General features: G+C 37.3%; 12 protein-coding genes. 6 read left to right on the top strand and 6 right to left on the bottom strand.

Annotated features, from left to right (window positions below; translation table 11 throughout):
• Positions 1 to 18: 18 nt before the first annotated feature.
• Both D1839_RS07220 and D1839_RS07215 read left to right on the top strand, forming a co-directional pair.
• Positions 19 to 1,365 (top strand): glucose-6-phosphate isomerase, encoded by a 1,347-nt coding sequence (locus D1839_RS07220; RefSeq protein ID WP_120379233.1) that lies wholly within the window; start codon positions 19 to 21, stop codon positions 1,363 to 1,365.
• A gap of 1,288 nt (positions 1,366 to 2,653) precedes the next feature.
• On the top strand, positions 2,654 to 3,826 hold the full coding sequence (locus D1839_RS07215) for a MalY/PatB family protein (protein WP_120379232.1): 1,173 nt from the start codon (positions 2,654 to 2,656) through the stop codon (positions 3,824 to 3,826).
• Between the two features lie 132 nt (positions 3,827 to 3,958).
• On the opposite strand, the gene D1839_RS07210 is transcribed toward D1839_RS07215, so the two are convergent.
• Positions 3,959 to 4,531, bottom strand: coding sequence for a superoxide dismutase family protein (locus D1839_RS07210; protein WP_120379231.1), 573 nt, complete (start codon positions 4,529 to 4,531; stop codon positions 3,959 to 3,961).
• A gap of 611 nt (positions 4,532 to 5,142) precedes the next feature.
• Positions 5,143 to 5,325 (bottom strand): hypothetical protein, encoded by a 183-nt coding sequence (locus D1839_RS07205; RefSeq protein ID WP_120379230.1) that lies wholly within the window; start codon positions 5,323 to 5,325, stop codon positions 5,143 to 5,145.
• A gap of 301 nt (positions 5,326 to 5,626) precedes the next feature.
• Between D1839_RS07205 and D1839_RS07200 the strand changes: the two genes are divergently transcribed.
• Entirely contained in the window at positions 5,627 to 6,004 is a 378-nt protein-coding gene (locus D1839_RS07200; RefSeq protein ID WP_120379229.1) for a kinase-associated lipoprotein B, read from the top strand.
• A gap of 160 nt (positions 6,005 to 6,164) precedes the next feature.
• Here D1839_RS07200 and D1839_RS07195 read toward each other — a convergent pair whose 3' ends face one another.
• Positions 6,165 to 6,428, bottom strand: coding sequence for a phosphocarrier protein HPr (locus D1839_RS07195; protein WP_120379228.1), 264 nt, complete (start codon positions 6,426 to 6,428; stop codon positions 6,165 to 6,167).
• A gap of 456 nt (positions 6,429 to 6,884) precedes the next feature.
• Here D1839_RS07195 and deoD point away from each other — a divergent pair, with 456 nt between their 5' ends.
• From deoD to D1839_RS07180, 3 genes are all read left to right on the top strand, one after another.
• A complete protein-coding gene (gene deoD, locus D1839_RS07190; RefSeq protein ID WP_120379227.1) occupies positions 6,885 to 7,592 on the top strand; it encodes a purine-nucleoside phosphorylase in 708 nt (235 codons plus the stop codon).
• 282 nt (positions 7,593 to 7,874) lie between these two features.
• Positions 7,875 to 8,474 (top strand): biotin transporter BioY, encoded by a 600-nt coding sequence (locus D1839_RS07185; protein ID WP_120379226.1) that lies wholly within the window; start codon positions 7,875 to 7,877, stop codon positions 8,472 to 8,474.
• 349 nt (positions 8,475 to 8,823) lie between these two features.
• On the top strand, positions 8,824 to 9,300 hold the full coding sequence (locus D1839_RS07180) for a divergent PAP2 family protein (protein ID WP_120379225.1): 477 nt from the start codon (positions 8,824 to 8,826) through the stop codon (positions 9,298 to 9,300).
• Positions 9,301 to 9,825: 525 nt separating this feature from the next.
• On the opposite strand, the gene D1839_RS07175 is transcribed toward D1839_RS07180, so the two are convergent.
• From D1839_RS07175 to D1839_RS07165, 3 genes are all read right to left on the bottom strand, one after another.
• Positions 9,826 to 10,533, bottom strand: a complete 708-nt coding sequence (locus D1839_RS07175) for a 3D domain-containing protein (RefSeq protein WP_286164743.1) — start codon at positions 10,531 to 10,533, stop codon at positions 9,826 to 9,828.
• Positions 10,534 to 10,738: 205 nt separating this feature from the next.
• Positions 10,739 to 11,050: a YuiB family protein gene (locus D1839_RS07170; RefSeq protein ID WP_120379280.1), complete on the bottom strand. Its 312-nt coding sequence runs from the start codon at positions 11,048 to 11,050 to the stop codon at positions 10,739 to 10,741.
• 976 nt (positions 11,051 to 12,026) lie between these two features.
• A complete protein-coding gene (locus tag D1839_RS07165) occupies positions 12,027 to 13,256 on the bottom strand; it encodes an NAD(P)/FAD-dependent oxidoreductase (protein WP_120379279.1) in 1,230 nt (409 codons plus the stop codon).
• Between the last annotated feature and the right edge of the window lie 314 nt (positions 13,257 to 13,570).

Raw genomic sequence — 13,570 nt, 5'->3', positions numbered from 1 at the left:
TTCGAAGGAGGATTACAAATGACTCATGTAACATTTACGTATAAAAAAGCTCTTCCATTTATGAATGAGCAAGAGTTAGACCATTTAGAGAATGCAGTAGAAGCAGCACATCACGCGCTACATAATCGAACTGGAGCCGGAAGCGACTTTCTTGATTGGATTGACTTACCTGAAACATACGATAAAGAAGAATTCAAACGAATAAAGGAAGCTGCAGAAAAAATTCGCAACCATTCTGACGTGCTGTTAGTAATCGGTATTGGCGGGTCTTATTTAGGAGCAAGGGCTGCACTAGAAATGCTTAACCACTCTTTTGTACATTATTTAGCTAAAGAGGAGCGCAAAGCACCACATATCATATTTGTTGGACACCATATGAGTTCTACTTACATGCACGATTTAATGGACGTTTTAAAGGATAAGGATTTTTCCATTAACGTTATCTCTAAAAGTGGTACGACTACAGAGCCAGCAATTGCATTCCGTATTTTCAAGCAACTATTAGAAGAAAAATATGGCGCCGAAGCTGCAAAAGAACGCATCTTCGCAACAACGGATAAAGAAAAAGGCGCTTTAAAAGCATCTGCAGATCAGGCAGGATATGAAACATTTGTTATTCCTGATGGTGTTGGCGGACGTTATTCTGTTTTAACAGCTGTAGGGCTCCTTCCAATTGCTGTAAGCGGTGCTTCCATTGATGAGATGATGCATGGTGCTCGTGATGCGATGAACGATTTCAACGATCCAAGCTTAAAAAATAATGCTAGTTATCAATATGCTGCTGTCCGTAACATTCTTTACAATAAAGGAAAAACTACCGAGTTGCTTATTAATTATGAGCCAAACCTGCAATATTTTGCAGAATGGTGGAAGCAGTTGTTTGGGGAGAGTGAAGGCAAAGATCACAAAGGTCTTTATCCATCTTCTGCTAACTTTTCAACTGATTTACACTCATTAGGACAGTATATTCAAGAAGGGCGCCGTAACATTTTCGAAACCGTGCTTCGTGTCCAAGAGCCTAAGCATCAAATAACTGTAGAAAGTGATCCTGTTAATGCCGATGGATTAAATTATTTAGCTGGAAAGACGATTCATGAAATTAATGACAAAGCTTTCCAAGGCACACTTCTTGCCCACACGGATGGCGGAGTACCAAATCTTGTCGTAGAAGTCCCTAGGCTAGATGCTTACACTTTTGGCTATCTTGTCTACTTTTTTGAAAAGGCTTGTGCGATCAGCGGCTATCTATTAGGGGTTAATCCGTTTGACCAACCAGGTGTAGAAGCATATAAAAAGAACATGTTTGCTCTTTTAGGTAAACCTGGTTTTGAAAAAGAAAGAAAAAACCTGGAAAACAGATTATAAAAAGAAGCTTCAATCAGAGGGGTACCCGTTCATACCTACCGTAAGAGTATGACTTAAAGAACTAGCTGGATTTTGGCGCTGTTCTCCCCCTCATACATTCTTTGTCTACTTGGACTGCTTAAAGCCGGGTTACAGCATCTTACATGAAATAGGCCATAGTGGGGGGTTTCCCCCCTTTTTCTATATGTGAATTTGTTTTACAAATCGCTTAACTTGTAGGAGCTTTAGTAAATAAGTACCGAAAAGTTTAGCCATCCACATAAAAATGATAAAACGTGTACGTATTCATGTTTAAACTATTTTTTATTGGGTAAACTAAGGAATGTAAGACTTTCTCGTATTCCCCCTGTAGGCAAAGCGCTAATATCGCTTTGCTTTTTTCTTGGTCTAGGAAATTATAAAATTTTGCAGCTGTGGATAAACTTACGAAGTTATTTAGCCACGTCCGACTCCAGCACCCAGCAACTAGGCGACTTCACGAATCCCCTACGATAAGTCATCAATGGTTCGTGGTTAAGAGGAAGGCCGACTAAAAACGGGCTTGCCGCTCAGGCGTCGTCATACTCCTGTTGCAGGAGCATGATTCCTTTATCTTAGCTGCTTCGCTCCAGCCGCTACGTTGCTAAACGGGCGCTCTGCGCCTTTGTTCTTTGTTAACCACGACGCTTCGTTTTTCATAAGATCCTCATAACCTGTTTCGTGCATTTGGGATGTGAACATGAATAAGAAAAGCACTACGTGTTACGTCTCCAACATTTTAACTGATACTAACAATGAAACCGAATTTTAGGCCGTTATCTCCCGGTTGGGCCTCAGATCTTAAATCGGGAGTCTGATGGACCTCGCATACGGCGTAAATGAAGTTTATGTTGCCCACCATTGGTTGATTTGTCAAATCGCTGAAACTATTGCAAACCCTCTATATTTCCGAATACGGGAAGTAAATCTCAATCAGTGAGGGTTTAATTCCCTCCTATTGTTAGTAGCCCAAAGATACGCCCTAAAGGCCGCTTAGGAATTAAGGCATTTTGGTACTGTTATTTCCCACTTAGAATGGTTGCAGTGCAAATTATCCAACTCCTTGCAACACTTTATATACGGGGGTAAATAAATTCAAATATTCATTACTCTGCTCTTTCAGGATTTAATGAACATGTTATACTATAAATATGTGTTCGAGCAGATGGTGCGTAGGTAATCCGTTCATAACAAAAAACTGGATTGTGAACTATGTCTCCAACAGAATTCATATTCTAACAAAGCTGAAATACAAAAAGGAGGCTGGAAAATGAGTATATTTGAAATACAACATGATAGAAAAAATACCCGATCAGTAAAATGGGATATGTTAGCACCCGTGTTTCAGACTGACGATGTATTGCCGATGTGGGTAGCAGATATGGATTTTAAAGCGCCAGATAAAGTAAACGAAGCACTCATTGAGCGTGCTAAACACGGCATTTATGGCTATACGATGGTGGACGATGCCATCAAAGCATCGATTGTAAACTGGATTAACCGCAGACACCAATGGAAAATTAACCCTAACTGGTTATCGTTTAGTCCAGGTGTTGTAACTAGCTTACATATGGCAGTGCAAGCATTCACAGAACCTGATGACAAAATCTTGATTCAAACACCTGTCTACACACCTTTTTATCATGTAATTAAAAGTCACGGCAGGCAAATCGTTAAAAATCCCTTGCGCTATGAAGACAACTACTATCAGATTGATTTTAACGATTTTGAAGAAAAGCTAAAGCAAGGTGTAAAGGCGTTTATTCTTTGTTCGCCACATAATCCAGTTGGTCGCGTATGGAAAAGAGAAGAACTGGAGGAATTATCCAGATTATGTTTGGCGTATAATGTGCTTATTATTTCAGATGAAATTCATTGTGATTTAACTTTTCCTGATGAAATTCATATTCCAATCGCATCCCTTTCAGAAGAAATTAACAATCGAACGATAACGTGCATGTCACCTTCAAAAACCTTTAACTTAGCGGGCTTACAAGCTTCTTATGTTATTACTGCAAATAAAGAGCTAAGGGAAAAATTAAATGATCAATTGTCAAAACAAGGTGTGCATGGACTTAACACTATGGGGAACACTGCCTTAGAAGCTGCTTATATGCATGGAGACCATTGGCTTGACGAACTCCGTCAAGTACTAAAAAGTCATAAAGAATATGTCCAAAAAATGTTTCAAGCACAGATTCCTTATATTACTGTTACGAACTCAGAAGGAACATATCTACTTTGGATTGATTGTAGCACTTTAAAAATGGAACCTGACGCACTTCGTAAATTTATGATCCAAGAAGCTAGGGTAGGTTTAAATACTGGAAACGATTATGGAGAAGAAGGTTCCAGTTTTATGCGAATGAATATCGCTTGCCCGAGAGTAACCTTGGAAGAAGGAGTTGACAGGATCATCCAAGCTATACAAAACATAAAGTGAAGTGGGCTTTGACTCACCTTGTTCTAGGTGTTGAGAGAAAAAGCAGGGGAAGGCAATGTGCTTAACCACTTTCGTCCAAAACCTGCTTTTTTGCATGAGTGAACCTTAATAGCTCGAAGGAAATCATTCACCTTACTCTTCTGATTCGTCATTATTTTGCGTTGGATCTGTTGGCGATTTCCCACCTTTGCTTTTTTCTTTTGTCAATGTTCCACAAATAATTCTTTCTCCAGAATCGCCTCCTGGTTGAGTCATCCCATCATCTTCGTTTTTCGTAACAATAATGGATGTACCTTCTCCTGAAGTTAATGAATCCTTTCCATCCAATAAAGTAACTTGTGGCAACATTAGATCAGCATTAGCCACTCCACTCGCATCTGCTTCTATATTTGGCAAGTCCCCTAAGTGGGGACCTTCTGGGTGCATCAGGCCATGTTCTGCTCCTGTAGGATTAAAATGATTCCCAGCAGATTTAAAGTCTGGCCCTTCGCATTTAGCGTATTCATGGACATGGATGCCATGAAAACCAGGTTCCAACCCTTCCAGTTCTACTTTTATCTTCACTCCATCGGATTGTTCACCAAAAGTTGCAGTTCCAACCATATCACCGGATGAATTGTACATTTCCGCTTCTCTTGTTTTTTTGTCTTCCGGTTGACAAGCCACCATCAACAGGATGAGTAGAATGAATAGAAATGGTCGCATAATTTCGATCCCACCCTTTCTTTTTGCTTAGCTTTCCCGTTGATTAAAGAGCTACTCATATGTTATAAAATTGTTTTAATTTAATGTTCAAATGGTATGTCGATAGTCATTTTCCTTTTTTCTATTTTGAATACGAATAGCAAATCATCCTTCAATCTCATTCCATGTGCTTTTGCGTTAAATAAGCAATATATCCAAATGCAATATAATTACTATGTAAAAGTTAAACATGGACGCAACGCGACGAGGCTATTCGGTTATTTCATTATCCCTAAGCCACCTCATTGTATACTTTCTTATCTCTTAACAAAGGCGCAGAGCGCCCGTTTAGCAACGTAGCGGCTGGAGCGAAGCAGCTAAGATAAAGGAATCATGCTCCTGCAACAGGAGTATGACGACGCCTGAGCGGCAAGCCTGTTTTTAGTCGGCCTTCCTCTTAACCACGAACCAATGATGACTTATCGTAGGGCGATTCGTGAAGTCGCCTAGTTGCTGGGCGCTTGCGCCGGACGTGGCTAAATAACTTCCTAAGTTTAAGTTTATCCATAGCTGGAAAATTTTATAATTTCCTAGACAATAAAAAAACCCTCTTTTTTTATAAGAGGGCAGGCTCATTTATCACGTGATTCATTTAGTTCGTGATGATATTCTTGCTTGAATTTTTTTTCGTCTTTTTTTGACTTTTTATAAATAAAGTACATCGTGATCCCTGCAGCTATAAAAAACACGACTAATGTAATAATGGCAGGGATATATTCCGATTTATCCTCTGGAAAATAAAGAAAAGGCATCATTTCCCCTCACATCCTCCCACATCATTATATCAAACTTATCATCATTACCTAAAGATATAAAGCAAATTGTTCGCCAAACCTTCCGTACTGGTAATAACATCTCACTTTTCATCCTATGAAGTGAAAACACAGTAAAGTAGTCCGAAATCCATCTACCAGTATATGACCAATTTATTTAGAGATTTTGCTTGATCGTAATAGCCAGTGGCAGAAAGAAGAAGACCTGCGGATTGAAGTTATACTTTATTTTTGGCAAAATAGATAAAAAGAGCATATTTTTTATAGAAGGAGGCTGGATAGAATGGCAGACGTAGATATCGGGGAAATGGTAAAAGCGCATTATCGATCAGGCACCTATATCGGAAAAGTGATTGCGGATAAAGGAGACCGTTATGTAGTAGAAGTGCTAGCTGTAAAAAAACATCCGATGCAAGGAGACTTACATAATCCCCATCAAACAGAAGGTGTTTTCTTTCATGAACGGAAGGCACTAGCATTTGGCGAAAAAACCAACGTAAAAAAAGCAGCAGTGCATCGCTTCACTGAGAGTGTTCCAGATTATACAGACTCATTAAAGCAAGCGATAGAGGAATATAAGCAAAAGCTAGCGCAGGAGGATTCCGATTATAATCAAGCTGCACTGTCATGTTTGAATAGGCTGGAAAAAGCATACTATTAGCGTGTGATCAAAAATACCAGTGAAACGCATACCATTCTTCATGTTTTTTATCAGGTAACAGAGATACAGCTTTACTATAAAATCACAAGTCTGATTCTACATCAACATTATTTCTATCTCAAAGTAAAAAACTGTCAGCGTAAAAGCTGACAGTTTTTTATTATTCACCAAGATGCTCTTTAATAACCTCTTCGATACCTTTAAGTGCTTCACTTTCATCTGATCCATTAGCAGAAATCTTGATCTTTGCTCCCTTAGGAATACCAAGTGACATAACACCCATGATAGATTTTAAATTTACCGTTTTATCATTGTAAGTTATTTCCACTTCAGATTCAAACTGTCCTGCTTTGTTAACCAAAAGTGTAGCTGGACGTGCGTGTACTCCAGTATCTGCTGTAATTGTAAAAGTTTTTTCTGTCATTTTCCTTCATCCTTCCAAAGAAATTATCTTGTAACGTAATTAAAAATTATTAAAATGGCTCAGCAAGCATAGGATTTATTTATTTTTTTATACCATACTTTTAATCCGCTTACTTTTCCCAACGACATTAAAGATGATACCCCTTGCTTCCTTAACCTTGTTTTCTCCTACTGGAACAAGCTTTATAAGTATAAGGTATGCACTTCATCCAAGTGAAAAACTGAGCTAAACCTATTATATACAAAAAAATGATTTTTTGAAACAAAAAAGTGTTTTTTTAATAAAATATTGTATTTTTTTGTTTAAACATCGAGGAACATTATTTGCTTCTTCATTAACATACGTTTCCCAATAATAACTTATTTAACACTCCTTATTTCTTGGCAGTTGTTTTTAGCGAACGCCTATGATAACGTTATCTTGAAGGCTATTCACTATTATAAGGAGGCAATCATTATGAGTGTACATATTGGTGCAAAACAAGGAGAAATCGCTGATAAAATTTTATTGCCAGGAGATCCACTTCGCGCAAAGTTTATCGCAGAAACTTTCCTGGAAAATCCAAAACAGTATAATGAAGTAAGAGGCATGCTAGGGTATACAGGAACATATAAAGGTGAAAAAATCTCTGTTCAAGGAACAGGCATGGGAGTACCTTCTATCTCCATATATGTGAATGAGTTAATTCAAAGCTATGACGTGAAAAAATTAATTCGTGTAGGTACTTGTGGTGCCATTCAAAAGGATGTAAAAGTGAGAGACGTTATACTTGCTCAAGGTTCCACAACTGATTCACAAATGAATCGAATGGTTTTTGGAGGCATTGACTATGCACCGTTGGCTGATTTTGAGCTTTTAAAGAACGCCTATGATGCAGGTGTGGCTAAAGGATTGAACTTAAAAGTGGGCAATGTATTTACAAGTGATACCTTCTACCGAGATAACGCAAAAGAAGTTAACGAAAAATTAGCAGCTTATAAAGTGCTAGCTGTAGAAATGGAGACAACAGCCCTTTACACATTAGCTGCAAAATTTGATCGTCAAGCGTTATCCGTATTAACTGTTTCCGACCATATTTTAACAGGGGAAGAAACTACTGCACAAGAAAGACAAACAACATTCCATGAAATGATGGAGGTCGCATTAGAAGCGGTTATTAAATAACACACGCTAATTAAAAGATCTTTACCTTTTGCTTCATAAACATCTATTAGCCAACAAAAATGTTTCCATGACTACCATCGCGTATCCTGTTAGAGATACGCGATATTTCTTTTTGGTCCTTTTTAATACGATATTTATCAGTTCATCACTTCTTAAAGTTCTATCCCCTTAATTGTTAACCTAAAACTAAATTCGTTGACAAATAAACCAGAAACCGATAGTATGAATTCTATCATGCACTATTAATTAATATATTTTTATAGACAAAAGGGGGAAACTTTTATGAAACAACTCAAAACAATGGATCTTACATATGGAGCGGTTTTTGTTGTATTAATGGCAATTGGAGCAAATATTACCGTTTGGTTTCCGATGTTAACCATACCAATTGGTGGAGCTGACGTACCATTATCCTTCCAAACATTTTTCGCTATTCTTGCAGGGTTAATGCTCGGAAGAAAATTAGGCAGTTTTTCAATGTTGGCATATATGCTAATAGGTGTAGCTGGAGTACCTGTATTTGCTGGACTATCAGCTGGGCCTCGGATATTTATCAGCCCTACTGGCGGATTTGTGATATCATTTATTTTTGTTGCTTGCTTTGTTGGTTGGATAGTAAATAATCGCAGCAAAGACTATTCTATTATTCGCTATTGTGCCGCAGCTGTTATTGGTACATTTATCAATTATTTCATTGGAGTAACATACATGTATGCAGCTTCCAATATGTGGTTGGACGTGCCACTTAGTTATACCTTGGCTTGGAGTGGAATGATCCCATTTTTAATTAAAGATATTGCTTTTGCTGTTTTAGCTGCTTTATTTATGGAGCGTGTTATAAAAAGAATTCCTGTTTTAAGTCGTGCAAGATTAAGTGGATAACAATGGGATTCTCGGAAATTATTTCGCTGCCTATACACACAGCAGCTTTAAGCAAAACAAGAAAGTACTCTCTAAATGGATAGAGCACGAGGGAGCTTATATATGTACCTAAGAAAATCATGTATATCCATTTCTTAGGATACCTAAATTAGCACTGCAAAGCAAAAACGATCACAGTGCTAATTCGTCAGCACTACTATTTCCGAGACCGAAACTTCACCATCAAAATATACAGGCAAAAATTTCATGCGTGTCATTCTCCCTTATGGTAAGATAACATTATGTAAGATAAGGTGCATATCTTCCAGCAACAAGGGATACATTTTTTGAAGAGAGGGTGTTTGGCAGCATGGAATTATTTTTGAACTACCCCTTATGGGCAGCATTAACAGCAATTTTTTTCGCTCAAGTAATTAAAATACCTATTGCACTAATTGTTACCAAAGAATTTAAACCGGACTTAGCTTTTAGTACTGGTGGCATGCCTAGTAGTCATTCAGCAGCGGTTGCAGCTTTAACTACGGGTGTAGGTATTGTAGAAGGTGTATCCTCTACCATGTTCGCCATTTCTTGTGTATTTAGTGTCATTATCATGTTTGACGCTACTGGTGTAAGAAGGCAGGCAGGCGAACAGGCAATCGTTTTGAATCAACTTATCCGTGATTTCCAACTGTTTATAGACGGAGCAAAAGATTGGTCAAATAAAGAAGAATATGAGAAAAGACAGGAACTTAAGGAACTGCTGGGGCACCAACCTATTGAGGTCTTGGTTGGAGGCCTTACTGGAGTGTTAGTAGCGTTTATGCTTTATGTTTTTCTTTATTAAAAGGATCATATTTAGCACACAGCAAGGTTATCAACAAAGGCTGGGCGCCCGTTTAGCAACGTAGCGAATGGAACGAATCAACGAATGATAAAGGGAACCTTCCATCAACGGGGTTTTCTTCATCCCTGCTGATGGTTAGTAGCCCAAGGGGATGACCTAAAGGCCCTTGAACGAATCGAGGATTTAGGTGCTGTTACCTCCCGCTTCGACTTGTTCCGCTCACACCTTCCATGCTTAAACCGTGGGAGTCTACAAGGCCTTTTTACGGGATAAAGGAATCATACCAATAAAACAAAGGTATGCAGACGTCTGGGCGGCAAGCCCGTTTTTAGTCGGCCTTCCTCTTACAGGCGAACCGATGAGGCCTTATCCATAGGGCGGATTTCTAAAGTCGCATCGTTGCTGGGCCCATGCGCCGGACGTGGCTATTCGTTTTTCGTCCAAGCATTTAAGAATTTTATAGTTTCTTATACACTAAGAAAAAGGTATCGCAATTAGCGATACCTTTTCATCATTATAGGTTAGTTAGTCACCTGTTATATTCTGTCTAAACACTTGCAATGCTTTATTCTCATTTAACTGTTGCAGCTGTTTTTCGGTTAATTTTCCATTACCTTTTTCGATCATGTATACATCCACTTGTTTTTTTCCCCATTGATTATAGACATCTTCCACTGTCTCATAGTATAAATCAATCTTATTACCTGTTATAGCACTGCCTTTATCAGCAACTACACCAAAACCATAGTCGGGAATAAATAGAATCGTTCCTATTGGATAAACGGATAAATCTGCGGCAATAGTAGAATACAAGTCTCGCTTTACTTGAACACCCGAATAAGTTATCCCATACTCTGGATGTTCGCGATTTTTCCCTGTAGACTCTCTACCAGCTGTATAACCCGTTGCAACAACTTTCTTACTTGGATATTGTTCATAATTAACTGCTTCTTCTAACGTTTTTACATGGCCAATTTGATTGCTGGATATCTGACGCTTTTCCTCTTTCGTCTGATTAAAACCTTTTTCTTCCAAATTTGTTTGTCTAGTAGAAACATGCTTTCCTTTTATCATATCCTCTTGTTCGCTTAGTTTTTGTACACCAGAAGGAGCATACGACCAAAGCTTAGCGGAAGCTCCAGACACACCGTTAACTGCCATAATAACTAAACCGCATACAGCCACAAATAATAAACTCATACACATTTTCTGCATAACATTTTTGGTTTTCATGAAAAACACCTCTTTGGATGTCATCATGTCCAATCCCCAAAAAATTATACACTATTCTATTAAATTGCTTATGCAAAAAAAGAGTATAAAAGGGTTATGATATTCCTCATACTCGCTTTTTGGAGCTGTTCATTACGTTGAACAGGGACCACTATAGTCCATAAACTAACAGGTTTGACGTTGTTTATTCTTTTGGAACAAGTGTTTAAAACATTTGATATCCGCTCTTCCTTAATAAACGAATTACAATACCTGATACAATCGTACCAGCAAACCCAGCAGCTAAGATAGAAATATCTACAGCAGTAAGTTCTGTCAGACGCGTCAGTAGGTTAGAAAACGTTTCACTTGTTTTGGTAAAATAATTCCATGTTGATGTATTATCAACAATGATAATAACTACTAACGGATAGATAAACGCCATCAACCAAGTCGTGCGTAAAAGCATATTCAAAATAAATGCGATTCCAAAAAAAATAACGAAATATAATAAGATAGATACTACTAATTGAATCAAGCCTTGTTTCTCCCTTCCAATCATCCCTTTGTTATCTTTTATATCATCTCTTTCTCCATCATTTTAAAGGAAATTATTAAAAAAGCAAAGCTAACTTCCTTGAGCTTAGTTTACTTATAATTTTTTAGCCTATAAAGTGAATCTTCAATTAGTGCAGGTTTCCATTCATCTTTTACTAATTGTTAGACCCATGAATCGGGAATTTAGGTGCTGTTATCTCCTGCTTAGACTTGTTTGCCGTACAGATTATCCAACTCGTGAAGTGGGAGTCTTACAGTATATATACGGATAAAAACGTAAAAACAAATGTGTTACAATAGCTAAAATGGACGTGGAATCATAAATGAAAATAAGGAAACTTCCGAAAGAAAAAGGGAAAGATGAAGACAAGAAGAAGGGAAAAGCAACCCAGGTGGTAATTTAAAAGATGCATTATAAATAGAGATGGTAACGGAAGTCTTATTGATTTAGTTGAAGAGATTGGGTGGAAAGGAACAGGCCCCTTAGTATGATAACTCTAATTGGGAGTTTAGTTGATGCGCTATTTTTAAAACAATAGCTGTATAAAAAAACAGAAAAAAACGAAGTTTCATGGTGTCCTTAAATATCAAAAAGAATTATCGCTTTCCAGAGTGAAGCTGTAGCTTAAATTCATCTCGGCAATAGGCATATTTTACTTATATATCCCTATGTAGTCCACAATCAGATAATACGACGTCATAGACGTCTATTATAGACGCTATTTTTTAATATAACGTTTTTCCTGCCAAGCACCTCATTTTATAGTTTCCTATACAATAACAAAACCTGAGTCTCCTAAGATCTCAGGTACCTTTTACTGGTTACATTTCCCATATTTTTTTATTACTGATAAAGAATTATCTTCCAATTGACCAGTTCTAGGTAAGGGAATTTTTAAAATAATATAATGACTGCAATTAATTTATAAGCTATACCCGTTGATACACGTGTATGATTACTGATGTACACGTGGAAAAATGGTAAACTTCCCTTTTTGCAACAATAATCGAAAACCTCCAAGCTTAAAAAGGTAACGATTATCAATTATTTTTTTCATGACTGCAGCTTTCCATCCTAAAATCTGTTTATTTTTAAAGATGACTCCAATAGCATCTTGTTCTCCCAATGAAGCAACTGTTCCAAGAATATTTGGTTTGAAGCCTTCCATCTCCTGGTTGCGTATATAAGCTTTTATATTATAAGCCACTGCTTCTGATTCTTGGATAGCAATTTGTGCTGTTGGTGGATATGGCTTGCCCTTTTCAAAGTCCATAATCAAAGCGCAATCCCCAATGACAAATATATTGTCGTATTCAGGTGAACGCATATCATTATTTACTTCTATTTTACCTTGATTGGTAGTAAAACCTGATTCCTTTATAATCGAATTAGCTTTTACACCAGCGGTCCACACTGTGGTATAGGTAGGTATTTGGTTTTGCATACCATATTTTTCAAATGATACACTTGTTGGTGTACACTCTTTTAAAAAAGCACCAGTAATAAATTCTACACCACGAGCCTCTAAAGAATTCATTGCATATTCTACCAATTGCTCATCAAATCCAGGTAAAATTGTCGAAGACCCTTCAATGTTAATAATCCGCACGTTTTGTTTATCCACATTGTATTTTTCACAAAGCTCTGGAACACGATTTGCAAGTTCACCCAAAAATTCGATGCCTGTAAACCCACCACCTCCAATTACAAAGGTTAGTCGAGCTGAATTTTGTTCCTCTTCCTTTTGAAACATGGCAAAATTATGTTCAATATGTTCACGAAGCTGACGAGCATTCTTTATATTATTTATCGTAAATGCATGCTCTTCTAAACCAGGGATATCAAAGGTAGCTACTTCAAAGCCTAACCCAATAACAAGCACATCATAATCCAGCACTGTATTTTCCAACATTACTTTTTTCTCTTTTGGTTGAATAGACAGTACTTTATCTTGAATAAAATCAACTTTTTGCGGATGAATGATGTCTTTAATACGTATTTTTGTCCGCTCATCACGGATCGTCCCTGCAGCATTTTGATGCAACCAAGTTGTTTGATAATGATATTCATTAATATTTACTAAGGTTATTTTTGCTTCATTCGTGCGTAAAGATCGTTGCAATTTTGTTACAGTCATCATACCACCGTAACCAGCACCTAAAACAACTATATTTTTTTTCCCCATATCCATCACTTCCATTTATTCCCTTTTCGGAAAAATTTGTGACACATTTCACTTGAGTACGCCTATAAAAACCATCACTATAGCTCATAGTTAAATATGGTAAGATGATCATTTCACAAAATAAAATTCAGTATCAATTATATATTCATGTTAATTTTACCTATAAATGAATTAGATGATTAATTCACTTACATCTGCAGGTAATGTTTCTACTTCTATAGTCTATCATATATCTTATGGTAGCAGACGAATTGCTACGTTATGGTGTAACCTAAAATTCATTTCAATGTCACATAATCGTAAAATAGTTCCTT

The organism is Roseburia sp. 1XD42-34, from assembly GCF_009917385.1.
Lineage (GTDB): Bacteria > Bacillota > Bacilli > Bacillales > Amphibacillaceae > Virgibacillus.
This window is presented reverse-complemented; position numbering and strand designations above follow the sequence as displayed.

Coding starts and splice junctions, on each gene's coding strand:
- D1839_RS07220 (WP_120379233.1), top strand. CDS start 19: ATGACTCATGTAACATTTACGTATAAAAAAGCTCTTCCATTTATGAAT.
- D1839_RS07215 (WP_120379232.1), top strand. CDS start 2,654: ATGAGTATATTTGAAATACAACATGATAGAAAAAATACCCGATCAGTA.
- D1839_RS07210 (WP_120379231.1), bottom strand. CDS start 4,531: ATGCGACCATTTCTATTCATTCTACTCATCCTGTTGATGGTGGCTTGT.
- D1839_RS07205 (WP_120379230.1), bottom strand. CDS start 5,325: ATGATGCCTTTTCTTTATTTTCCAGAGGATAAATCGGAATATATCCCT.
- D1839_RS07200 (WP_120379229.1), top strand. CDS start 5,627: ATGGCAGACGTAGATATCGGGGAAATGGTAAAAGCGCATTATCGATCA.
- D1839_RS07195 (WP_120379228.1), bottom strand. CDS start 6,428: ATGACAGAAAAAACTTTTACAATTACAGCAGATACTGGAGTACACGCA.
- deoD (WP_120379227.1), top strand. CDS start 6,885: ATGAGTGTACATATTGGTGCAAAACAAGGAGAAATCGCTGATAAAATT.
- D1839_RS07185 (WP_120379226.1), top strand. CDS start 7,875: ATGAAACAACTCAAAACAATGGATCTTACATATGGAGCGGTTTTTGTT.
- D1839_RS07180 (WP_120379225.1), top strand. CDS start 8,824: ATGGAATTATTTTTGAACTACCCCTTATGGGCAGCATTAACAGCAATT.
- D1839_RS07175 (WP_286164743.1), bottom strand. CDS start 10,533: ATGAAAACCAAAAATGTTATGCAGAAAATGTGTATGAGTTTATTATTT.
- D1839_RS07165 (WP_120379279.1), bottom strand. CDS start 13,256: ATGGGGAAAAAAAATATAGTTGTTTTAGGTGCTGGTTACGGTGGTATG.